Below are 23628 nucleotides of genomic sequence, written 5' to 3'. Positions count from 1 at the left end.
GACAAGAAATGTATGAAGCAAATTGTACCGTTTCATCTGGAGCATGTTTGAGTTCACGGCGAAGCCGCCATTTCGCATAATGCCCAGTATGTTAATGTGCCGGGCATGTTTTTCTCGCTGCATTTGCTTGTCCTTTATCTTGTTACGCATTTTTACCTCCGCCGTAAGTCGGTTGTGTTTCTTTCAAAGGCCATTACAGGCAACAACTTTTATATTATGTTTACTTGTCCGGCCCGATGCCGTACACTTTCAAGTCTCGCGTGGTCATGCACTTACTCATAAGTTTAGTTTGCCTTTCCGTATCATTACAGGCCACAAACTGGTTGTTACGTCTTATGCGGATGGCTCCGGAGGGCCACTCGCCCTCCGGACCTCCCCGCTCGCCTCGGAACTCCTGTTGACTTGCGAAGCACTCCCATTCGCGGGCGGGGCTAGCGCCCCTTACTTGCCGGGCAGCGCCCGTCAACTCTTCATCGTTCGCTGCGCTTACTACGCCAGAGGGGCTTCGCTCTCTACGTTCGGCTTCGTCACTATCGTTCCTCGTTACTTGCTGCCGCAAGTAATTCCCTCACATTCGTTCGCGGCGCTTACCGCGCTTATTGTGCACCGCATAAATGGTCATGGAGACCAACCAATGCCCGCCTGTACCAGCAGCCGCGCGCCCCCCGAAGGGGCATTGGCGTGCGCACCCGGCGGCGGCACCTTGCCGCCGCGGCGCTTACCGCGCTTATTGTGCGCCGCGTAAAAGGCAACGTGGCCTTACATATGCGCCGCGTAAATGGTCTTGGAGACCAACCAAGGCTTGCCAGTGTCAGCCGCCGCACGCCCCCCGGAGGGGCATTGGCGTGCGCACCCGGCAGCGGCACCTTGCCGCTTAACATACTGGGCATTATGCGAAATGGCGGCTTCGCCGTGAACTCAAACATGCTCCAGATGAAACGGTACAATTTGCTTCATACATTTCTTGTCATGCGGATGCTCCAGACAATCGGCCAGAAATGGCGCAATTTCCTCGTAGTCAACGCCTCCGGTATATCCACGGAATTTCCATTCCCCGGTAATATGGGCCGCGTCACAATAGAAAACGGCATCGGCGAACGCCGGGTTTTCATTCAACATCGGAATATATTCCTGTGGAGGGACATTGAAAATGATCCCATCCGGCGTCATTCCCAGCCCGACCATCCGTTCGAGGTCGCGCAGCGAGGCCGAATCATTGCCGAGCACGCAGCCTTCCGGGAAATCGGCATTTGCTTCGCGGCAGGCGCGTTCCACTCCCGCGATTGCGGCTTCGACTTCCATATCGGGCTTGACCAGCACCAGCCGCCGGCAGCCGTCGGCCAGCATCCGGCTTGCGATCCGGTAGTTTTCCTCGTTGTAATCCCGGCAGAAGCAGGGGACTTCGTCGCACTGTTTGCCGACGACCACCACCGGAACGGTTTTCGCGAGCTTGCCGATCGCCGGCAGCATTTCATCCTCGGGAATCCACCAGAAGATGCCGGAAAGCATGGAGAGTTCCGGCCAGCCCTCTTCCTCATCCATCGTTTCACCCATCGTGATGACCTTCAGCCGGTAGCGGCTGTCCCGGCGCATCAGGTTCTCCGTCATGCGGAAGATCACCATGACCGCTTCGCCGGTCAGGTACGACCAGCGGCCGTCGCCGAGCACGATCCCCCACAGCTTCTTGCGCGAACCGACCCGGTCGGGATTGCTGAAAATACCGACCCGCGGCAGATTGATCAGGAATCCCTCCCGGATCAATTCCTGCAGCGCCTTCACCACGGTCGGCTGGCTGACATTGAATCTGGCCGCGATTTCGCGGCTGGAGGGCAGTTTGCGCCCCGATCCTTCCGTGCTGCTCAGCCAGTCCAGCACATAGTGCCGGATTCTCATGCAGGCTGGTAAAAATGATTGGACCATCCCGTTCGTTTCCTTTCTGAAAACTGATAAAATCAGAGGTTATCAGAAGTTATCAGGTGATATATATTATGATCCTTTTTTTGGGAAAAGTCAATATGCCGGAAGGAAAAAATTGAAAAATTACCGTCATTCCGGCCTGAAAAACAGCGGAGACAGGCGAAAATCCCGATGGCGGAAAAGGAAAAACGCACGGCGGAGAAAATTTCATCCGTCATGCGTTTTGCGGTTCGGCGGGCCTGCCGCCGGGCGGTTACTTGCGGACCAGCTCGTAGGCGAGGGTGGTTCCGTGCGGGCCGAACACTTTCGCCGGGAAGCGGATGGTGCGGCCGTCGATCCGGGTGAACGGGATTTCCCCGGTCCGCTTGCCCGCCGTGTCAAGCGCGTAGAGCTGATAACTGCCGTCGGGAGCGACGTTCAGGGTCAGTTCGGCTTCGCCCCGGGCGGCGAGGTAGGGCGGCTGTCCCCAGGCTTCCAGCTGCTTCATCGCCGGGCTGTTGTACTTGGTTTTGCTCGCCTGCGTGTCGGTCAGGTGCAGCAGCAGCGTGCGTTTCGCTTCCGGCAGCGGCCTGCCGTCAACTGAAATCGCGGAAAAGACGCCGCGCCCGACTTTGTTGTCCACCGTCAGGAAGCCGCCTTTGCCCTGCTTCCCGGCGGGCAGGATCAGCGCCTCGCAGCCGGGCGTCACCGCCCGGAAAGTCGCGTTTCTGGCGTCGAGGCTGATCTGGCCGTTGGAAGCGTCGAAGGTCCGGGCGGCGGAGTCATACCACTCCGGTTTCAGCACACCCTGTTTCTGCATGTCTTCCAACAGCTTGACGTTGGAGGAGGCGGCGTTGAACACCGGGATTTTGCCGGTATTTTCCGGGAAGTTGAAGCCGGGATTCAGGAACCCGGCGAGGTCGGCCGGCAGTTTGTCCGCCGTGGACCGGCCGTCGGGCAGGATCACCGTGCCGATTCGGGCGATCAGCCCGAGCCGGGGAATCTGGCCGGAAAGCTCTCTGGCGAAGTCCAGTCCCTCGCCGCCGTTGAGCGCCACCGCGAAGGAGAGCGGGGCGGGCTTCAGCTCCCGGCCGAGGAAGAGCGCCAGCCCGATCTTCTGCGACAGCATCTTGACGATGTCGGTGGAGAGGTCGAAGTGGCCGGTCGGGCCGTTGTTTTCCGTCACATTCGTATCGTTGTGGGCGTAGGCGAACTGGAACAGCGCATCCCAGTCCTGCAGCGCCGCATAGCTGCCCATCAGCACCGCGCCCTCGGCCCGGAACACATTCGGGGCAGCGTAGTCGAACTCCGTGACCATCATCGGCTTGCCGAAGAGCCGCGACGGCATCATCGTGGCGGGCACATTGGCCTCCTTGGTGATCGCGGAGATGTTCGAGTGGGCCGACGGCAGCTTCCAGTCCTTGTTCGGGAAGAGGGGATGCTCCCAGTAGCTGTGATTGTCCACATAGTCGTATCGGTCGCGCATCACCGAGAGCAGCGGTTCGGAACGCATGTTCTGGTCGGTGATCGGGCAGCTGACGCCGAGTTCGCGCACGAACCGCTTCATCTCCTCGAAGCCGGGATTGTAGACGTCCACCAGGAATTGCGAGAACTTCACGTCATAGGTGGTTCCGGCGGGGAATTTCGCCTCGTTCTTTTTCAGCCATTCGGCGAACCGCTCCTTGTAGAGGTCGGCGACGAAAATTTCGCCCTGCCAGGTGTTGTTGATGTTGCCTTCATTGATCAGGCAGATCGAAATCAGCGCCGGATCGTCTTTCAGCGCCACGCCGGTATAGGGGTTGACGTGGGTGAGCCAGTTGCGCGAAAAGGTTTTCCAGTTCTCCATCGCGGAGTCGAGCAGGAAAGGCAGCGCCTTGAAGGAGGGGCGCGCCAGCCATTTGTCCGGGAACTCCGGGATTTCCCCCTTGCCGAAGGGGCGCGACACGTACAAATCGGTGGTCACGTAGATGCCGCGCTTTTTGCAGCAGGCGATCAGGTAGTCGAGCTGGTCGAGCTTGGCCGGGTTGAGGTCGGTCGAGGTGGTGCGGGTGCGCTTGGAAAGCCCGCCGTCGTGGTGGTGCAGCCGCACCGCGTTGAAACCGGCGGCGGCCATGCGGTCTGCGAGCCGCTCCGCCCACTCCTTGTCGAGGTATTGGGCCGTGGCGCAGAAGTTGGTGCCGTAGAAACGGACCGGCACGCCGGGGCGGTCCCGGAACTCCATTCTGCCGTCGCGGATCACCACCGGGCCGTATTTGCCGGCGGGAGCGTCGAGGCGGCCGGAGAAATCCATTGCGGAGCCGGGCCGGACGTCCTTGCAATAGGCGATCTCCTGCCAGTCGCGGCCGGGCAGGATGTAGGCCGGTGCGGAGTTCAGGCGCGGAATCTTCCCGGAACCGACCGATACGGCGGCGATGCCCCACACGGAACGGCCGGTCGAGGTGAATTCCAGCTTGCGGATCGGCTTGTTTTCGATCGGGTAGACGGAGCGGTAAAGCCCGACGTAGGCGCTGGTGTTTTCGCCGGTCCAGACCAGTTCGCCGTTGCGGCGCGGGGCCGGGGTCCACCAGTTGCCGACGTCGATGTTGCCGGTGACCGGGATTTCGGTCACGCCGCCGTCATCGTAGGTGACTTTGACCGTGCCGATCTGCTGCAGGTTCGACGGCCACGCCAGCGCGTGGAGCAGATAGAGAAAATTGCCGCGCTCACCCTTCTGTTCCGCAACGGCGCTGCTCGGGAAGTAGCTGCGCGAGGGGCCGGCGAGCACGATGCAGGATTTGCCGTTGTTTCCGGCCGGGTCGATGATGTCGAATTCCACGCCCTGCCAGCGCTGTTTGCCGACCGGGAGCATCCGAAGGTCATTCTCCGCGCCCTGATCGGTCCAGCCGCCCTGTTTGTCGCCCGCCTTGTCGTCGGCGAAAGCCATGTTCGCGGCGGAGCGCAGGTTGAGCGCGGTGGAGGTGTAGGGCTGTTCGGAAAGGTCCAGTTTCAGGACGGTTTTCGTGATGGAGCCGCTTGCGGGCGTGAAGCCGATGCGCACCACATAGCGGTCGATCCTGTAGGCTCGGTCGTCCTGCAGCTGCAACTCGAAGTCGCCCCGGAGCGTGATGGTCCGCTCCATGGTCGGAATCACCAGCGTGGAGACCCTGCCGCGGAAAATGGAGGCGGAAGCGCCTTCGGCATGTTCCTTGGGCAGCACGACCGGCTTGCCGTCCGCCAGCAGTTCCCGGCCGCAGAAACTTTCGATCGGCAAATAGGTGGTCAGGCCGATGAATTTCAGCTTGGCCGGGGCGGAAAACTCCGCTTGGGCGGAATACTGCCAGTTGCCGGGCGCCGTCCGGCGGATCGAAGCGTTCAGGGTGCCCTTGGGCAGCCCGCCGCATTCGAGCAGCGCCTCCATCCGGCCGTCGGAGGCGTCGCCGGAGACCTTCAGCACGGAAAAACCGTGGTAGCCCTGCGTATAGCTGCGCCAGTTGTCGTCGAAAAGCCGCAGCGTGAACGGAATCCGTTCGATGACCGGCTCGCCGAGCCGGGTCAGGCTCAGGCCGTCGTCGGCGGCGAGGCCGAGTGCGAGGCAGCCGAGCAGCAGTGTAACAATGCGTTTGAACATGGAACTCATATCGGGTCTCCCTGGTTATTTTCCTGCGAAAAGAATGGTCTCTTTATAGTAGGTTTCATGCAGCTTGCCATTGTCCGCCATCGAAACGTGTCCGTCCGCCCAGCCGACCGGCAGGGAGTTGGAACTGTGCCCGACATAGGGGAGGGCAGCCCAGGTGACTGCGGCTTTGGGCCATAGTTTGCTGTGGCTGCTGTTGCGGTCGTTGCGCTTGCCGTCGGTGATGAACAGAAATGAGGAGGGGGAGCGGAGCCGGTTGAAGCTCAAGCCGCGCGAACCATCCGCGCCTGTGCTGCGGACCAGCTCTTTCTGTTCCTGGTTTTCCACATAGAAAGCACAGTAATTGTTGGCGTAGGCGAAATAAATGGTGATGTCGTCCTCCCGGGCCGGGCTTTTATCCTGGCTGGGGCAGATGAACTCCTTGGCGCGGTGCCAGTCGAGGTAGCCGCCCTTCCACAGCGAGCCGGACCAGGAGGCGTTGACGCCGCCTTCGGTGACGATCTGGCCGCGGGAGTCGTCCATGTAAAGCTGGACGTAGGTCATCATCTGCTTGACGTTGTTGATGCAGGCGGTCCCCTGCGCTTTCTCCCGCGCCTTGTTCAGGGCGGGCTGCAGCATGCCTGCGAGAATCGCAATAATGGCGATTACCACGAGCAATTCAATAAGGGTGAAACGGCAAGTCTGGCGGAAAGTCTCCGCCGGGAAGAGTGATACGGTTTCTTTTTTCATAATGAATAACCTGTTGTTTATATTATATCAGGGTTTCTGATCGTTGGGACGGATATTCCAATATTTCCGATAGGTGTCGGAGCCGGTTCCGGCGGGGTCGTAGAGCAGTTCCGGGGCCAGCGAGCCGGCGGCGTGGCCGTCGAAGAAAACGGTGTTCAGCTTGCCGCCGTGGCGGTAGGCGGGAGTGCTGTTCTGCGCTCCGTCGACCCCTTCCGGCTTTTCGCCGTAGGTGAAGTAGGAACGGCCCCGGCTGTACAAGGCGTTGTAGTCGGTGGCGTCCATCACCAGCAGCTTTTCCGAAGGGCTGCGGAGGCGGCTGGATTTGATGATCCGGTAGACCGGGTCGTTCCATGCGGCGCCGTATTCGTTGTTCCGGCCGTAGGAGTAGCCGATGAAGCTGTATTTGCCGTCCTCGACATGGGTGAAGGCATAGGCCGCGCCGGGGCAGAGCGCGGAAAGGGCGACCTGTCCGTTCAGCAGATTGGCCGCATCCCGCTTGGCGGAAATGCCGAGTGAACTCATATAACTTTCATTTTTATACCACTGCTGGCCCCACGGCGAAGCGCAGTGGTTCAGCACGTTCCAGCCGTCGTTGTCGGAGACGTAGGCCTGTTCCGCCAGCCCGAACTGCTTGAGGTTGCTGACGCACTGGGCGCTGCGGGCACGCTCCCGCGCCTGATTCAGGGCCGGAAGCAGCATGGAAGCGAGAATCGCGATGATCGCTATTACTACTAAAAGTTCGATTAACGTAAAAAATCTTTTCATGCGGACCCTCCTAAAGCAGATATTTGCAACGGTTGACGACCAGTGACGCATTCAAAGTGAGCTGGAGCGTTTCAAGGTTCGGATTGGAGAGACGGCGGAGCAGGTATTCGACCGCGCGGGCCCCCATCGCCTGCAGCGGCATTTTGACGTAGGAGACCGGGGTGTTGACGGTTTCGCAGAAGCGTTCGATGTCGTCGAAACAGATCACGTCGAGGTCCTCCGGCAGCCGCACGCCGATCCGGGCCAGAGAAGTCAGCACCGGCGGCAGCTGGTATCCGGCGGTCACGAACACCGCGTCAAGTTCATGGCGGCGGAAGAAGTCCGGCAGGATGTCGTTGTCGTGGTGGAAATCCTGAAAGTCGACCGCGAGGTGGTGCGGCACCGGCAGGCCGTTCGCCTTGTACGCCTCTTCCCAGCCGCGGGTGCGCCCGGCGGAGGTGACGTTGCCGGTCTGGCGGCCGATCAGCGCGATGTTGCGCGCGCCGTTTTTCAGCATCCGGTTGATCGCGAGAAAGGTCTCGTACTGAAAATCGACGGCGATGTAGGCAAGCTCCGGCAGCTGCGGATAACGGTTCAGCAGCACCAGCGGCGTGCCGCTGCGCTGGAGTTTGGCGGCGTTCTCGAAGTCGTCGCGGTCCACCCGGGTCGCGATGAAGGCGTCGACCCGCTTGAAGGGGCTGTTCAGCAGTTCGGGCAGATCGGTCAGGCAGAGCATGGCGCCGGCCGCTTCGGCGGCGGCGCGCGCCCCCTGGCTGATCCGGGTGTAGTACTGGTATTCGTTGTGGAAGTCCACGCCGTCGATCCCGATGATGAGCCGGTTGGCGGGCGTTGCCGGAGTTTCGGACTGCTCGGAAGTCACATAAGAGCCCAGCCCCGGGCGGCTCTGGGCGTAACCCTCCTCGCAGAGCCGGGCGATCGCCTTGCGCACCGTCGGACGACTCACATAGAACTGACGGCAGAGCGTGCTTTCGGACGGCAGCTGGCCGCCCGGCAGCAGCCGGTGTTCCCGGATCTCCGCGATCAGGTAGTCGTAGATTTCGTTGGCGAGATTTTTCTTCATCGATGACCTGTAAACTTACATGTTATGTTTGCATGTAAATATTATGGACGAAAATCATCGAAAAAGCAAGTGGAAATCCGAAAAAAAACGAAAAAAACTATCCGGGCAGAGGGACGAAGTGTCGGCAGGGCTTCGGGCGCGTGGTGCTTTTTGCAATAAATTTTTATCTATTATCTTGCATATCGATTTGGAATGCGGTATAATATTCCCGGCAGACTGTTTCCGTTTTGTTCCGTAATCCGTTTTTATCAGGGAGGGAGATATGGGCGTGATGGACAAGTTTCGGGCGATGGGTGAGCCACGGCAGGCGGCTGCGGATCCGGCGATTTCCGATGGGCTTTTTTTTCGGAGCCGGAACAAAAGCAGGGCAGATGCCGTTATGAAAATCCGGACCCTGATTGCCGTCGCGGTTGTGGTCGCGGGGGGCGGAATGTCGGGAGCGGAGGCGAAAAGCACCTTGAGAACGGATGGCGCCGCCGGACGGGGGCCGGGGCATGGTGAAGCGGCGACGGTCAATGAGCGGATTACCGCTTACCGAGGGAATCCTGATCCATCCTCCATTTCCGGGCTTCTGAAGTTGTTGGACACGGCCCCGTTGACGGAACACGCCGTTATGCCTTTGTGCGGCTTCTTTTCTGAGGTGTTCCGCTCGAATCCGGAGCGGATGCCGGAGTGGATCGACCGGATCGCGGCGCTTGAAAACATACAGTTGAAGCGGGCGCTTCTGGCGGTCGTTCCGGCGATCTACCCGGAATACGGAAATCTTGCGGAAAAAGCCGCCGGGGTGGAACCGGGAACGGAATCCGGGAGTTTTGCGCTTTCCGGCAGGCAGTTGCAGGAAATCGCCGATGCAAATCCTGATTTCGCATGGGGCGCCTACTTCGCTTCGGGGAAACGGGAATACCCGTTGAAGGTGTTGCAACTGGCACTTTCGCCGCTCAGGGAGAAAGCTGGGAAAACGTTCAACCTCACCGCGGCAGCCGCCCACTGGTCGCTGCTCGCGGTGAGTCGGGAACAGCCCGAAGTGGAGACGATTCTCAAAACATATTTCCGGGAGGCCCCGGAAACGGAATTGCGCTTCTTTTTCCGCCGCGTCGGTGAAACGGAACGCAGGCGTCTTCTGGATGCGGAGCGGATCGCCCTGCTGCCGCCTCCCGAGGAGACGGTTCGTGCCCGGCCCGCCAATCCGTTTGCCGGCCTCTACCGGAATTGGGAGAACCGCAGGACGAGCAGCGAGGAGGCCGAGCGGCGCGTGGCGGATTATGAAAAACTGCTGTGTGAGGATTCGCCGCAGAGCGACCCGGCGAAGATCAGGTCGTTCATCGCCTACTTTTATCGGGGGAATCTGCCGGAACTCAAGCCGGAAGAGGTGGAAACGGAGCCGTTCGACGACCGCTGGGCGGAGGCGGAACGCATTACGCGTCTGTACCGCTCCGGGCAGGACCGCGCCGCCCGGTCGGCGTTGCGGCAATTGCTGCGGCAGCTGCCGGAATCCCATCTGGCCCGGGTGGAACTTCTGACGTTCGCCCGGAATTACTGGAAGGAAAAAACGCCGGAGTATCAGGATTACAACACGCGGCTGATTTCGGAGATCGAAGCCGCCGTCCTCGCCGGAAAATGGCAGGGGCGAATCTGTTATCAGTGGTTCTATAACCTGCTTTCCGGCAACAGCGGCTGCGGCTCGCGCTACTGGGGGCGGCTGGAAGCCCGGCTGAAGCCCCGCATGGATCAGATCGATCCGTGGTTCTGGGAGATGATCCGGGGGCGCGCCGCCATCGCGTGGGCGTGGGAAAGCCGCGGCGGCGGCTGGGCTTTCACGGTATCGAAGGAGGGGTGGAAGGGATTCGAGGAGAATCTCGACGCGGCCCGGACCCATTTTCACAACGCTTTGAAACTTCACCCGGACCGGGCGAATCCCTACATCCAGTTGATCACTGTGGAGATGGGAGGGGGCACCCGGGAGGCGATGATCGAGGCGTTCAAAGGGCTGATCCGGATCGACCCGGAAAATACCGCCGGTTATGGAAAACTTCTGTGGGGGCTGCTGCCGCGCTGGGGCGGTTCCCATGAATTGATCCGCCGGCTGGCCGTGGAAGCGATGGATTGCCCCCGGCGGGATATCGCGGTTCCGTCCATGGGGTATCAGTGCCTCGGCCAGATCGCATGGGATTACCGGGGAATGGGGTGGCAGAATGTCTATCTTGACCCGGAGATCCGCCGGCGTTCCGACCGGCTGTTCACCGAATATGAGCGGAAATCGAGGAATACGCCGGGGTGGAACAATTTCCTTTTTCACCGTTTCTGCCGGGAGATGGCGGAATTGCGTTACGATGACGCGGCAAAGACGCTGGAGGAGTACGGCGGGGCGGAGAAATTCGCGAAAAGCGGCAGGTGGCAGCGCGGCGACTTTTTCGCGGAGCAGATCGGGACGCCCTGGTATGACGATCTCATGCTCCGGCTGAAGCTCTTCACCGGGAAGTTCGCCGCTCCCCTGCGCGAAGCGGAACGGCGCCTGCTGGCGGATGCCGGGGACGCCGCCGCCCTGGAGACGCTGCGGGAGATCATCGGGGATCAAAACCTTGCGGTCGGGGAACGGGAATTTCTGATCGATTTCTACGCCCGCTGGCGGTTGAATTGTTCACCGCAGGAGTGTTGCGGCAGCGGCGGCAAAATCCTGAGCGCCTTTGCGGTTGCCGGGAAGCGCGATCGGGCGGATGTGGCGCAGGAAATGGTCGCTTTCGGCTACCGCAGCAAGGAACATGAGAACTATCCGGGGGAGTTCGCCTATAACATCGCGAAGGAGGGCAAAGACCCGCTGCTGCTGAAAAAACTGCATGAATCCGGGGACCCGCTGGACCGGCGCGATCCCAAACTCGGCTACGCCCCGATCCATATCGCTTCGCGGCAGGGGAATGCGGAGATGGTCGTGGCGCTGCTGGAGCTGGGTGTTCCGGTGGAGCTGAGGAACCGCAGCGGGCATACGCCGCTGCATATCGCCGCCACGAAGAAATACGATGCGGTGATCCGCATTCTGCTGGAACACGGAGCCGATCCCAACCTGGGGGATCATGACGGCGACGTCTGCCTGATGTATCTGCCGCAGGTGCGCGCTCCGCTCCGGATTTACAAATTGTTTGCGGAATATCCGGGGATTGACCTGAATATCCGGAACCGCGGCGGAGAAACGCCGCTGCACTTCATGGCGCGCAGCGGAACTCCTGTGGAGATCGTCCGTTATCTGGTCGGGCGGGGCATGGAAATCAACATCAGGGACAACGGCGGCAAGACGCCGCTTGACATCGCGGAGGCGGGCGGCAATCGGGAACTGGCGGAGTATCTCGCCGGTATCGGAGGCAGGCGCGGAAACGAACTGCCTCCCGAACCCGGCTCTGCCCGCCGCGAACGTCGGGAAGCCGCAGCGGGCGGATTGGATGTTTTTCCGGCAAACAGCCTGTGTCTGTTCGCAGCGGGCCTGCTCCTGATTGCGCTGGCCGGGGCCGCCCGGAAACGGCGCGGGAAAAACAAAGAGAGCCGGTAGCCGCCGAAATACTTCCGGCCGCCGGAGGCGATTCGCTGGGGAAGCCTGCCGTTTTGAAGGCAGGCGGGTCTGCCCGCCCTGCCGGGCGGCAGACCTTGTGCGCTACGCGGCCTGATTTGCAATCAGGCACCGGTAGCTGGGCGCAGCAGCGGCGGCAAGGTGCCGCTGCCGTGACTGTCTCCGACGGCCAACGGTTTCGCCGTTGGATCACGACCGGGTAGCACCCGGCGGCAAATACCGCCGATAGAGCCAATAAACTGATAGATAATAACCCCGGTTTTGAGATTTTTGCGTAGCAAAAAGCTCGAAACCGTACCCGGCGCCGGCACCTTGCCGGTCTGGGGGGCCGGGGGGCGAAGCGCCCCCGGCCGCCGGAGGCAGACTACCGGTGATAACGGGTGGGATCGGGGACGCCTGCTTCGCGGAAGCCCGCGATGCGCAGGGAGCAGCTTGCGCATTTGCCGCAGCTGCGGCCTTCGGAGTCGGGGTTGTAGCAGCTGGTGGTCAACCCGTAGTCGACGCCGAGGGCGACGCCGCGGCGGATGATTTCGGCTTTGCTGAGGTTCTGGAGCGGAGCGTTGATCGAATAGTGCCAGCCCTCGTCCACGGCGCAGGTGCCGAGGCGGGCGGTTTCCTGAAAGGATTCGATGAACTTCGGGCGGCAGTCGGGGTAGCCGGAGTAGTCGACGCTGTTGACGCCGATGAAGATGTCGCGCGCGCCGAGTACTTCGGCCCAGGCGGTTGCGAAGGAGAGGAAGATCAGGTTGCGGGCCGGTACGTAAGTGATTGGAATCCCGTGGGAGTCCTCCGCATCCGGCACCGCGAGCGCATCGTCGGTCAGGGCGGAACCGCCCCACTGGCGCAGGTCGATTTTAACGGTGTTGTGTTTGACCGCGCCGAGGGCGGCGGCGATGCGTCCGGCGGCTTCGAGTTCGCAGCGGTGGCGCTGGCCGTAGTCGAAGCTCATCGTGTAACAGTCGAATCCTTCGGATCCGGCGATCGCGAGGACGGTGGCGGAGTCGAGTCCGCCGCTGAGCAGGATCACTGCGCGTTTATTCATGATGGATGTTCCTTGTCATACTCCGGGCTTGTCGCCCCAGATCAGTTTATGGAGCTGCAGCTGCATCCGGCCGGGCGCTCCGGCGTCGACGATCCAGCGGGCGAGGTCGGCGAATCCGACCCGGCCCCACACGGGGCTGAACAGGAGGTTCGCGGTTTTGCCCGGCAGGTCGTACCGGCGGATCACATCGAGCGCGAAATCGAAGTCCTCACGACTGGAAACCACGAACTTGACTTCGTCATGCGGCTGCAGCAGTGCGTAGTTGTCATATAAATTCCGGTTGCTCATGCCGGAGCCGGGCAGCTTGCAGTCGAGGATCTTGCGGACCTCGGCGGGCAGCGGCGCGATCGGGAGCGAACCGTTGGTTTCGATCAGCACCTCGAAGCCGAGCGCAAGCAGCCGGCGGCAGAGCTCCGGGGTTTCGGGCGTCAGCAGCGGTTCGCCTCCGGTGATTTCGACCAGGCGGCAGGGGAAGGAGGCTGCGGCGGCAACCAGTTCGTCCACGCTTCTTTCTTCGCCGGATTCCGGGCTGTGGGCGTACATCGTGTCGCAGTAATTGCAATCGAGGTTGCAGCCCGCCAGCCGCAGGAAGATGCAGCGGCGGCCCGCATGGGTCGATTCCCCCTGCAAACTCAGGAAAGCTTCCACCAGGCGCGGCACGGTCAATCCTCGAAGTAGGTGACCGCGGAGTGGTCGGATTCGCCGACGCGGACCCGGTGGACCCGGATGGTGCCGCTGTTCATCTTTTCGCTGATCTTGCGGTAGATGGTGCGCGCGAGGTTTTCGCTGGTCGGATTGACCGCCTGAAAATCGGCAAGCTCGGAGAGGTTGGAATGGTCGTATTCGGCCAGCAGCGCATCCAGTTCGGCTTTCAGCTTCTTGAAATCCAGCGCGATGCCGATTTCGTCGAGTTCGGAAGAACGGACCGTCACGGTGATTTTGTAGTTGTGGCCGTGCAGCTTGCAGCAGTCGCCGTTATAGCCGCGCAACTGGTGGGCGGCGGAGAAACTGCGGTCGATTTCAATTTCAAACATGATGGCATTCCTTGAATGTGTGAGTTGTTTTCCAAGTAATATACATGGCCGGAGGCGGAAATGCAAAAAATCCTCCCTGTGTACTTGGGGGGTACACAGGGAGGACCGGGAGTTGGGACTTCCGCTACTGTTGGGGATAGCGAAAGCCCCGGGAGTTGGGACTTCCGCTACTGTTGGGGATAGCGAAAGCCCCGGGAGTTGGGACTTCCGCTACTGTTGGGGATAGCGAAAGCCCCGGGGAACGCCTCCTGCCGTGACGCAGGGCGGACGGCCGGAGGATAATGGTCAGGCGTTGGTTAACGCGTCGATCAGTTTGGGTTTGCTCTGGATGCCGTTGAATTCCTTGACGACCTGCCCGTCCTTGTACAGGAACATGCGCGGAATGTTGACCACTTCAAATCTGGCGGCCAGCTCCTTGTTGTCGTCGACGTTGACTTTGCCGATCACCACGCCTTCCGGCGCCTCTTTGGCGACCTGGTCCAGAATGGTGCCGAGCATTTTGCACGGGTTGCACCACGGCGCCCAGAAGTCCACCAGCACCACGCCGGATTTCGTCACTTCTTCGAAATTCGTCGAATTGAGTTCTTTGATTTCAGCCATGATAGTTTCTCCTCACTTATCATTACGATATTATTCAAGATAACATCTTTTGCCGAAAATGCAAATCATTATTTCGGCGGAGCGGCGCTGGAAGGCAATCTTTTCAGTTCGTAGAGCTGGCGGCGGAGCCGGGAGAACGCTTCGAAATAACGCCTGGCCACGGCGGCCAGCCGGGAGTCGCTTCCGGCGGCGCGGGAGAAAATTTCGATGTTCCGCATCCGGGTGAGCTCCAGCCACGCCGGAAATTCCCCGGCGGCGCTGCGGCGGTTGCCGTTGAAGTTGGCTTCGGAGAGGATGGTCAGGCCCGCTTCCGGCATGCAGGAGTTGTACTGATGCAGCGGAATGCTCTCCCGGCTGCGGCTGTAGTCGGCGGTGCGGTTTCGCTCCTGCAGCGCGTCCTCGATGGCGCGGAAGCTGTAGAGCATCGCGACCCGGTCGGCGTCCGCCGCCGGAATTTTCCGCAACAGCGGCACGCTGCGCGGATTGAACGCCTTTTTCATCAGGCCGCGCAACAGCGAATCACTTTCCCACAGGGCGGAGACGGTTACGCCGGCCTGAGCCACATCGTAGGCCCGGATGTCCAGCCCGCGGCTGACGACCTCATCCTGCAACCGGCGGGTCAGGTGGGCGAACTGCCGGATTGCTTCATCGAATTCGGCCGCTGAGGGCATATCCATGAATTTGCCTTTGTAGACCACATCCCAGAAGCCGCGTTCCACCCGGTTGGCGGCGGCTTCCGCCCGGAGCACGGCGGCGAAGAACGCGTCCGCCGGAGGCGGTTCGTCCCGGCCGTTGGTGTTGCTCTCGAAGAATTCCCGCAGCCGGGCGAGCTGCGACCGCAGCTGTGCGAGGGTGAGGAAGTAACGGTTGGCGGTTACGATCAGGGCGTCCTCATACCAGATTTTACGCGGTTTGCGGGGTGCTCCGGGACCGAATCGATAGAGCGGGAGATATTCCCGCCACTCCCGGAGCGGTTCCGGGTAAAAGAGTTCGGTGTTCCGTGCCGCCACGTCGGAGAGCCACGCCTCGTAGTCCCCCTGTTCGGGATCGCGGTGGGCGACGCCGGTCATCATGATCATGCCGAGGTGGTCCCGGGAGAGCGGCTGCTCCTGCCGGAACACGCGGCGGTTGCGCATCTGGTTGCTGAGGTTCCGGTTCTGCCGCCAGATGTCGAACAGCGTGGAGCCGGCCTGCGCGACCGGGAATTGCAGCGGGTCGATGCCGCGTTCACGCAGCTCGCCTTGGAGTTTCCGGGTCAACTGGAAAACCTGCCGGAGTCGCGCTTCGGATTCCCGGACGGCGTTGGCGTTGTTCAGGAAATCCCGCCCGGAGCCGAGATCGTAAATATCGGTCCAGAAACGCAGCTCCATATTGTTCAGGGCGGTTTCGAGGTCGTCGAGCGTCCCGGCCGCGAGGCCGGTTGCGGCGGCGAGAAAGATCGCCAGTACCGCCGCCGGTAAACATCTCATCGGAATCCCCCTGTGAAAAACAATATTGCCGCCCGCCAAATAGTATATCGAAAGAAAACGGAAAAGCAAGCCCGGATTCCCATATTTTTTGTGAATCCCGCTTCCCGGTTTCAGATGGACTTGACATTGTCGGCGATCGTATTATAGTAGAAGGGAGAGAAGTTATCCTGAAATGGATAAAAGTAATCATGAAATGAGGAGAATGTGATTATGAAGAGCCTGAAAGTCGTTATTGTTTACGCATCCCGTTACGGTCATACCAAATTGCAGGCGGAGGCGGTCGCCCGGGGTGCTGCGGCGGTGCCGGACAGCGAAGTGGTGATGATGACCGCCGACGAGGCGGCGAAGCGGCTCGACGAACTTGACTCCGCAGATGCGATCATCATGGGAACCGCGACTTACATGGGCAATATGTCCTCTGAGCTGAAACGCTTCATGGAAGAGTCGGTGAGCCGGTGGGGAAAACAAATGTGGAGCGGCAAAGTGGCCGGCGGCTTCACCAATTCGAGCAATTTTTCCGGCGACAAGCTCAATACGCTGCTGGGGATCGTGGTGTTCGCGATGCAGCAGGGGATGATCTGGGTCGGCGTCGGCCAGCTGGTCGGAGCCAATGAGCCGGACGGAGGCCGCTCCAACGAGGGGTTCGGCCCGAATGCCGTGAACCGGAACAGCGCCTCGATCGGGCCGATGGCCTCCAGCTTTCAGGTGAAGGCGCCGGAGGCTCCGCCCGCCGGCGACATCGCGACCGCCGAGGCCTACGGCCGCCGCGTCGCCGAAGTAGCGCTGAAGCTGAAGAAGTAAAAAACAACTCCCGGTTTTTCAGAGCGGAAAAACCGGGAGTTCCTTTTATTCGAGCATGATATCGGCGATCAGGAGGGGGACCGGCCGGCGGGGGAAGTCGATGTAACGGTTGTTTCCGTTGCAGAGGAAAATTCTCTCCGCAACTGTCTGCGTACCATCTTTTCCGCATCGTTCATCCCCGAAAGCGGAATGCGGATTTTGCGCCAACCGTCGGAAACGGGGATTTCAACCGTTGTCCGGCAGGCGGTCCGCCACTCTTTTTGGGGGGACAAAATTCATCTGTCCCTCCGGCGCTTTCTTTGCCATAGTTCAATATTGCTCCGTGTTGCCGGAAAGGGAAAATGAATTTTTTTCAGCGGTTCCATAACCGGAAGTTATGGCATCGGCCGGAACTTTACCGGAGTTCCGCTTTGAGCGTGACCGTGAGAGCATAGTTTGAATTTTCCATGAAGTTATTCGGACTGGTCATTGTATTTGTCGAAATATTTACGGTTTTCCGCTCGGTAGGTGCCGGGTGTGCAGTGATGCTCCTGCTGGAAAATCCGGCAGAAATAGTGGCTGTTTTCGTAGCCGGACTGGATGCCGACCTCCGCGATGGACATCCGGCTGTTGCGCAGCAGGTGGCGGGCGTGGCCCAGTCGCAGCTTGCGCAGGTAGTCGGAGGGGCTCATGTGCAGCTGCTCCCGGAACAAAGTGTTGAAGTAGGTGTGGCTGAGCCCCGCCTGCTCGCTGACCTCCCGGATCAGCAGCGGCTGCCTGAAATGGAACGCCATGTACCGGATCGCACGGGCCAGCGCCGGATGCAGCAGTTCATGTTCCACCTGCTGCAGCCGGGTCAGCAGATGGCTGACGATCAGCTCCAGCAGCAGGTTGCATTCGTTGAGCTGTTTGGCGAGGTAGAGCTGCAAAAGCTGTTCCATCCAGACCGGAATGAAAACGTCTCCAGCGGTTTCGATCGAACGCTCCCGCAGCAGCGGATTGCTCCGGTCCAGCTCAAAGACCGCGTAGATCGTCTTCACCTCCCCGTGGTTGACCTGCCGGTGGTTGATTTCGGGAGGAATGATGAACACCGTCCCCGGTTTCCCGGAGAACTCCTGTTCCTCCAGCCGGTTGCCGCAGCTTCCGGCCTGTACGTAAACCAGCTCCGTTCCGTGGTGCAGATGCAGCCCGGTGTTGCGGCTCGCTGTGTAGCCCGCCGCATAGGAGATGGAGATTCCGGAAATACCCATATCGACCCCCATTTTGACCGAAAAAGTTAATCTGTGCAATAATACCATTCAAAATTGCCATTGTCAAGTCTTGTTTCCGGGCCGGTTATCGAATATAATTAAAACAGATTCGAATCAGGTGCAACACGAACTTCAAAATCAGGACGGGAGGATTGGAAATGCCGCATTCACCGGGATGGAAGAGAAGCCTCGGGAGAAAAATCTGTAATTTTACGTTAATTGAGCTGCTCGTTGTGATAGCTGTGATTGCGATTCTGGCGGCTCTGCTGCTGCCGGCTCTCAACAAGGCGCGGGACAAGGGGAAAAGTATTTCATGTACCAACAACCTCAAACAGATCGGCATCGCTCAGGTGATGTACAGCGAGGCGTATGCCGAGTGGATCGTGACGGCGAGGACCAAAGACAAGAAGAACTGGTGGTTTACACTGCTTTCGCCATTCGGCACCACCTACCCGGAGGGGCGGGCTGATTCGTCCCACGCCGATTACGACGCGAATCGGAACGTCACGCGCGGCACCTACGTCTGTCCCGCTGAACAGCTGCCGTTCGGTGACGCGCCGAATTACGAGTTCACCCACTATGCGATCAATATGAGGCTCAGCGGCGATCACTGGTGGAGCAGTTACCGGTATGCACGCAAACTGAGCGCGGTCACTTCGGCGTCAAAGGCGATTTTCGCCGGAGACAACAACTATCCGGCTTTGTTCTACGCCCATTACAGCGCCTATTTCGCCTTCCGGCACGGAGCGGGGGACAACCGGAAACATGCGGAATCCACACGTTCGCTGCGAGGTTCCACGAATCTGGTTTATCTGGACGGCCACGCCGAAAACAAGACCCATCTGGAGCTGCTGCTGGACGGCAGGTGGAACGGTACGCAGGCGGTCAATGCCTTTTCCGGCGACCTGGTGCAGGGATTCCGGCCCAACAGCAAAGTGGCGATGCCGTGAACACAACATGGATGCGGGTGATATGATGAAATACGATCTGATTGTATGCGGCGGAGGGCCGGCGGGAGCCGCCGCCGCACTGGCCGCGGCCTCCGGCGGGCTGCGCACCGCGCTGGTGGAACGCTTCGGCTGCCTCGGCGGCATGGCGTCCGCCGGGCTGGTCAATCCGCTGCTCGGGCTGGAGCTGAACCGCCCCGGCGAAGCGCGGAGCCGTTTTCTCGGTACTCCGGTTTTCGGCGCGCTGCTGCGGACGCTGCGGCGGGACGGGGCTTACGGCACCCGGCTGACTCCGGCGGCGTTCGACGAGGAGCAGTTGAAAATCCGGCTGGACGAGCTGCTGTCCGCCGCCGGGGTGGACCTCCTGTTCCACACCATGCTGCTGGACGTCGTCCGCGACGGCGGAACGCTTTCCGGCGTGCGGGTGCTGGGCAAGGAGGGAGTGACCACGCTGAATGCCGCGCTGTTCATCGATTCGACCGGAGACGGCGATCTGGCGGCGGCGGCGGGGTGCCCGTTCGATACGGGGCGTCCCGGCGACGGCCTGATGCAGCCCGGCACGATGTCGTTCCGGATGGGGGGCGTGGACAAGTCCGAACTGTCGGAACAGTCGGATATCCGCGCCGCCCGCGCGCTGGTGGATACGTACTTCCAGCAGGCGTGCCGCAGCGGAGCGCTGGAGTATCCGTACCGGGATTTCATTCACTTCTACGACTATCCGCGCCCCGGCGTGCTGCATTTCAATATGACCCGGATCAACGGCATCGACGGCTGCAGTTCGCGCGGCCTGGCCCGCGGGGAAACGGAAGGGCGCAAGCAAGTGAAGATCATCACCGACTGGCTGGTGCGGGAGGTGCCCTGTTTCCGCAACGCCTTTCTGGAGAAGTTGCCGCAGCAGGTCGGAATCCGTGAAACCCGCCACTTCCGGGGAGAGTATGCGATGGAGCGCGGCGATATCGTCTCCGGGCGGAAATTCACGGACGGGATTGCCCGGAGCGCCTATTTCATCGATATCCACTCCCCGGTCGGCTCCGGTTTCGACCACTCGCAACAGGGGACGAAAGGGGCGGTGCTGGAGGCGTACAAGCCGCCGGCGGGGGATTACTATGAAATTCCGTTCCGTTCGCTGCGGCTGCCCGGCGCGGACAATCTGCTGGTGGCCTGCCGGGCGCTCAGCGCCTCCCACGTCGCCGCCGCGGCGGTCCGGGTGATGTCCCCGATGTTCGCGGTGGGGGAGGCCGCCGGATGCGCCGCCGTGCTGGCGCGCCGGAAGAACGGCTCGTTCGCGGAGGTGGACGGGGAGGCGGTCCGCCGCGCGCTCGGTTATCTGAACCGGGAACCGGAGGCGTTATGAACAGGCCGGCCGTGACGGTTTTGCTGCTGCTTGCCGGTATGCTCGGCGCGGCGGAACCGGCTGTTGTCGTGGAACAAGACGGCGGGCGGACCGGCAGTGAGATCCGTTTCAGGATTTCCGGACCGCCCGGCCCTTACCCGTACCGGCTGCTGGCTGACGGCAGTCCGCGCCGGAGCGGGGAAGCAAAAGCCGGCGATTCGATCGCGGTGAGCCCGGAACAGCCCGGTTTCGCGCTGCTGTCGGTCGATTATCTGGATGAAGCCGGGAAAAAGCGCACGGTACGCGCCGGTGCCGGGACCGGATGGGAGCTGATCCGCCCCGCCCGCCCCGCTCCGGCGGACTTCGACGCTTTCTGGGCAGAGGTCCGGGCGGAGCTGGCCGCCGTTCCGCTGCGTAGTACGGCAAAGTCCGTGCCGGTGCCGGAACGTTTTGCCGGAAAGGTTGCGGCGTGGGATATCCGGGTGGAGACGGGAAGCGTCCCGGTTTCCGGCTATCTGGCAATGCCGGCCGGAGCCGCCCCGAAGTCGCTGCCGGCGTTGGTGAATTTTCACGGGGCAGGCGTCCGTTCGGCGGCGATGCCGCTGGCGGAGGCGGCGCGCGGCATATTGGCATTTGACGTGAATGCGCACGGCATCGACAACGGCCGGGAAGCCGCCTACTATCGGGAGCTTGACCGCGGGGAGCTGGCCGACTACCGGCGGCGGGACGCGGGCGACCGGAGTCGCTGCTATTACCGCGGGATGTTCCAGCGGGCCTGCCGGGCGCTGGAGTACCTGAAAAGCCGCCCCGAATGGGACGGGCGCATCCTGATCGTATCGGGCGGCAGCCAGGGAGGCGCGCAGGCGCTGGCGGCGGCGGGACTGGATCCGCAGGTGACCTGCTGCGTTGCGCTGGTTCCGGCGTTGTGCGATCACCACGGGCTGCTGGCCGGGAGGCAGCCGAGCTGGCCTTACCTGATCCGGCGGCGGAACGGCGTTCCGGTCGATCCGGCGGTGGTGGAGAGCGCCGGATATTTCGATTGCGCCCACTTCGCGGCGCGGGTGAACCCGGAGGCGGCCTGTTTTCTGTCGCTGGGGCTTCTGGACACCAAATGTCCGCCCTCGTCGGTGTGCGCGGCTTTCAACGCGCTGAAGACGAAGCATAAAAAGCTCCATATGGCCGAACGGCAGGGACATACGCTGACTCGCGACGTTTTCGGACTCGGCGACGCCTTTATCGATGAACATATCAAAGCGATGCGTGCGACGCATCCGTCACAGCAGGAGAAACCATGAAAAACACGATGATCCGCCGGCTGCTGGCCGGCATTCTGGGGACGGCGGCGCTGGCGGCAGGAGCCGCCGAGCCGGTGATCGACCTGAGCGCGAAAACCGAAAAGCTCGTCGCCTTTCAGGAGCCGGGCAAATTCTGCGGCTGGCCCGCCAATGAGGGGATCTGGAGCTGGGGCGATGAAATTCTGGTGGGCTTCGAGCTGCGCGACTATCTGAAAAGCAGCAAGACCCACTCCGCCGACTACTCCAAGCCGGGCCGGTGCGTGCTGGCCCGCAGCCTTGACGGAGGGCGGAGCTGGAAGCTGGAAACGCCGGAGACGTTCAACCGCCCTGAATACATCGGCGACGCTTCCAGAAACGACCGGCAGGAGCGCCCTCCGCGCAAGCTCGCCGAACCGCTGGATTTCCGGGCGCCCGGTTTCGCGATGAAGCTGCGCGGGACGATGTTCTATACCTCCGCCGACCGCGGCCGGAACTGGGACGGCCCGTTCCGGCTTGAGATCGCCGGTGTGGACCGGCTGCTGATGTCCCGGACCGATTATATCGTCGAGGGGCCGCACAGCTGCATGATTTTCACCTCGGCGCTGAAATCGGACGGCAAGAGCGGCCGCAGCCTTGCCGCGCGCACCGACGACGGCGGCCTGAGCTGGAAGCTGGTCGCCTGGCTGACCGGCGAGCCGGAGTTGGGCGTCAAAAACTCTTTTTCGATCATGTCGTCGACCGTGAAGCTGCCGGACGGAACCTTCGTGACCGCGCTGCGGGAACGGCGCAACAAGAAGAAGTGGATCGACATCCGCCGCTCGGAGGACGGCGGCCGCACCTGGGACAAGGCGGCGACCCCGTCGGAAATGGCGTGGAACCCGCCTTCGCTGATCCGGCTGGCCGACGGGCGTCTCTGCCTGACCTACTGCGACCGGCGCAAGCCTTATTCGCTGCGGGCGCGGCTGAGCAGGGACGGAGGCAGAAGCTGGGGGCCGGTGCTGATCCTGCGGCAGGATGCGGCAAGCTGGGACATGGGTTACGTGCGCAGCGTGCAGCGTCCCGACGGAAAGGTCGTCACGCTCTGTTATTATACCACCGCGGAGCTTGAGCCGCAGCATATCGCCGCAACCATCTGGAACCCGGAGGAACTATGAGGAGGATTGCACGGCTGCTGCTGGCCGCCGTTTTCACTGCGGCTGCGGGCGCGGCGGAGAAGCCTCCGGTGCGCGATCTTTCCGGCGACGCGAAACACGTCGTCGCCGCCGCCCGTCCCGGCTTTTTCTGCGGCTGGCCCGCCAACGAAGGAATCTGGGCGTGGGGGAATGAGATTCTGGTCGGGTTCTATCTGGCCCCCTACCGGTACAATCCCAAGGGGCACTCCGTCGACGGCTCCAAGCCGGGAGTGGATGCTTTCGCCCGCAGCCTCGACGGAGGCGAAACCTGGAGCTTTGAACCGGCCTCCTACGACAGCAGGGCGGTCAGTTCCGACGGCTGCGAAACCTGGAGTTACGACAAAGAGGCGAAAAAGCTGACGCGCCCGCTGGATTTCTCACGGCCCGGTTTCGCGATGAAGCTGCGCAACGGCAGGATGTACTGTTCCTATGACCGGGGCAGGAGCTGGGGCGGGCCGTTCCGTCTGCGCGTGGAGGGGATCGACCGGCCGCTTCGCGCCCGGACCGACTACATCGTCGAGGGCGCGGGGCAGGCGAAAATCTTCCTGCCGACCCTGAAAAGCGACGGCGCGAGCGGCCGGAGCCTGATGGCCGAAACCACGGACGGCGGGCAGAGTTTCCATTTCGTCGGCTGGCTTGCCCCCGAACCGGAAACGCCGAAGGAGAATTCCAAACACTCCTTTTCGATCATGCCGTCGACGGTGAAGCTGCCGGACGGAACCTTGGTGACCGCGTTGCGGGAGCGGCGCGGCAGGAAGAAATGGATCGAAATCCGCCGCTCCGTCGACGGCGGCCGCACCTGGGAGTCGCTTTCCATACCGTCGAGGATGGCGTGGAACCCGCCATCGCTGATCCGGCTGGCCGACGGGCGGCTCTGCCTGACCTACGGCGACCGCTGCAAACCGTACTCGATCCGGGCGCGGCTGAGCGGGGACGGCGGCAGAAGCTGGGGGCCGGTGCTGATCCTGCGCCGGGACGCCGCGAGCTGGGATATGGGATATGTGCGCAGCGTGCAGCGTCCCGACGGCAAAATCGTGACCCTTTATTATCATACCACTGCCGAACATCCGGAGCAATTCATCGCCGGAACCGTCTGGCAGCCGTAACA

At 61.5% G+C, this 23628-nt stretch carries 18 protein-coding genes; 7 read left to right on the top strand and 11 right to left on the bottom strand.

What is annotated here, in order from left to right; translation table 11 throughout:
- Window positions 1-918: 918 nt before the first annotated feature.
- The 5 genes from C8D82_RS06685 to C8D82_RS06660 all read right to left on the bottom strand — a co-directional run bounded on the left by C8D82_RS06685 (window position 919) and on the right by C8D82_RS06660 (window position 8063).
- A complete protein-coding gene (locus C8D82_RS06685; protein ID WP_116883502.1) occupies window positions 919-1920 on the bottom strand; it encodes a GntR family transcriptional regulator in 1002 nt (333 codons plus the stop codon).
- A gap of 250 nt (window positions 1921-2170) precedes the next feature.
- Window positions 2171-5512 carry a hypothetical protein gene (locus tag C8D82_RS06675; protein WP_133245095.1) on the bottom strand — a complete coding sequence of 1114 codons (3342 nt, stop codon included), beginning with the start codon at window positions 5510-5512 and terminating at the stop codon, window positions 2171-2173.
- Between the two features lie 15 nt (window positions 5513-5527).
- The gene (locus C8D82_RS06670; protein WP_116883499.1) at window positions 5528-6238 is read right to left on the bottom strand and encodes a type II secretion system protein; all 711 of its coding nucleotides are present in this window, start codon (window positions 6236-6238) and stop codon (window positions 5528-5530) included.
- A gap of 27 nt (window positions 6239-6265) precedes the next feature.
- The gene (locus tag C8D82_RS21125; RefSeq protein ID WP_207776078.1) at window positions 6266-7003 is read right to left on the bottom strand and encodes a prepilin-type N-terminal cleavage/methylation domain-containing protein; all 738 of its coding nucleotides are present in this window, start codon (window positions 7001-7003) and stop codon (window positions 6266-6268) included.
- A 10-nt stretch (window positions 7004-7013) separates the two neighbouring features.
- Window positions 7014-8063, bottom strand: a complete 1050-nt coding sequence (locus C8D82_RS06660) for a GntR family transcriptional regulator (protein ID WP_116883498.1) — start codon at window positions 8061-8063, stop codon at window positions 7014-7016.
- Between the two features lie 379 nt (window positions 8064-8442).
- On the opposite strand from C8D82_RS06660, the gene C8D82_RS06655 reads away from it, so the two are divergent.
- Window positions 8443-11601, top strand: a complete 3159-nt coding sequence (locus tag C8D82_RS06655) for an ankyrin repeat domain-containing protein (protein WP_165832882.1) — start codon at window positions 8443-8445, stop codon at window positions 11599-11601.
- A gap of 382 nt (window positions 11602-11983) precedes the next feature.
- Here C8D82_RS06655 and queC read toward each other — a convergent pair whose 3' ends face one another.
- From queC to C8D82_RS06630, 5 genes are all read right to left on the bottom strand, one after another.
- Window positions 11984-12661 carry a 7-cyano-7-deazaguanine synthase QueC gene (queC, locus tag C8D82_RS06650; protein WP_116883496.1) on the bottom strand — a complete coding sequence of 226 codons (678 nt, stop codon included), beginning with the start codon at window positions 12659-12661 and terminating at the stop codon, window positions 11984-11986.
- A gap of 15 nt (window positions 12662-12676) precedes the next feature.
- Window positions 12677-13321 carry a 7-carboxy-7-deazaguanine synthase QueE gene (locus C8D82_RS06645; protein WP_116883495.1) on the bottom strand — a complete coding sequence of 215 codons (645 nt, stop codon included), beginning with the start codon at window positions 13319-13321 and terminating at the stop codon, window positions 12677-12679.
- A gap of 2 nt (window positions 13322-13323) precedes the next feature.
- Window positions 13324-13695 (bottom strand): 6-carboxytetrahydropterin synthase QueD, encoded by a 372-nt coding sequence (queD, locus tag C8D82_RS06640; RefSeq protein ID WP_116883494.1) that lies wholly within the window; start codon window positions 13693-13695, stop codon window positions 13324-13326.
- A 285-nt stretch (window positions 13696-13980) separates the two neighbouring features.
- Complete coding sequence (gene trxA, locus C8D82_RS06635) at window positions 13981-14295, bottom strand: thioredoxin (RefSeq protein WP_116883493.1); 315 nt, start codon at window positions 14293-14295, stop codon at window positions 13981-13983.
- A 68-nt stretch (window positions 14296-14363) separates the two neighbouring features.
- Window positions 14364-15764 carry a hypothetical protein gene (locus tag C8D82_RS06630; RefSeq protein ID WP_133245094.1) on the bottom strand — a complete coding sequence of 467 codons (1401 nt, stop codon included), beginning with the start codon at window positions 15762-15764 and terminating at the stop codon, window positions 14364-14366.
- A 210-nt stretch (window positions 15765-15974) separates the two neighbouring features.
- Between C8D82_RS06630 and C8D82_RS06625 the strand changes: the two genes are divergently transcribed.
- On the top strand, window positions 15975-16565 hold the full coding sequence (locus tag C8D82_RS06625; protein WP_116883491.1) for a flavodoxin family protein: 591 nt from the start codon (window positions 15975-15977) through the stop codon (window positions 16563-16565).
- A 452-nt stretch (window positions 16566-17017) separates the two neighbouring features.
- Here the strand turns inward: C8D82_RS06625 and C8D82_RS06620 are convergent, their stop codons facing one another.
- Window positions 17018-17794, bottom strand: a complete 777-nt coding sequence (locus C8D82_RS06620; protein ID WP_165832881.1) for an AraC family transcriptional regulator — start codon at window positions 17792-17794, stop codon at window positions 17018-17020.
- A 158-nt stretch (window positions 17795-17952) separates the two neighbouring features.
- Here C8D82_RS06620 and C8D82_RS06615 point away from each other — a divergent pair, with 158 nt between their 5' ends.
- The 5 genes from C8D82_RS06615 to C8D82_RS06595 are packed head-to-tail and all read left to right on the top strand — an operon-like array spanning window position 17953 to window position 23626.
- Window positions 17953-18744 carry a DUF1559 family PulG-like putative transporter gene (locus C8D82_RS06615; protein ID WP_116883489.1) on the top strand — a complete coding sequence of 264 codons (792 nt, stop codon included), beginning with the start codon at window positions 17953-17955 and terminating at the stop codon, window positions 18742-18744.
- A gap of 22 nt (window positions 18745-18766) precedes the next feature.
- Entirely contained in the window at window positions 18767-20095 is a 1329-nt protein-coding gene (locus tag C8D82_RS06610; RefSeq protein ID WP_165832879.1) for an FAD-dependent oxidoreductase, read from the top strand.
- Entirely contained in the window at window positions 20092-21369 is a 1278-nt protein-coding gene (locus tag C8D82_RS06605; protein ID WP_165832878.1) for an acetylxylan esterase, read from the top strand. The genes C8D82_RS06610 and C8D82_RS06605 overlap by 4 nt, the downstream gene beginning before the upstream one ends.
- Window positions 21366-22502 carry a sialidase family protein gene (locus tag C8D82_RS06600; protein WP_116883486.1) on the top strand — a complete coding sequence of 379 codons (1137 nt, stop codon included), beginning with the start codon at window positions 21366-21368 and terminating at the stop codon, window positions 22500-22502. The genes C8D82_RS06605 and C8D82_RS06600 overlap by 4 nt, the downstream gene beginning before the upstream one ends.
- The gene (locus C8D82_RS06595) at window positions 22499-23626 is read left to right on the top strand and encodes an exo-alpha-sialidase (protein WP_116883485.1); all 1128 of its coding nucleotides are present in this window, start codon (window positions 22499-22501) and stop codon (window positions 23624-23626) included. The genes C8D82_RS06600 and C8D82_RS06595 overlap by 4 nt, the downstream gene beginning before the upstream one ends.
- Window positions 23627-23628 lie beyond the last annotated feature (2 nt).

It is taken from the genome of Victivallis vadensis (assembly GCF_003096415.1).
GTDB classification, from domain to species: Bacteria; Verrucomicrobiota; Lentisphaeria; order Victivallales; family Victivallaceae; genus Victivallis; species Victivallis vadensis.
Note: the sequence above shows the minus strand (reverse complement) of the source record. Positions and strands in the feature narration are given on the sequence as shown.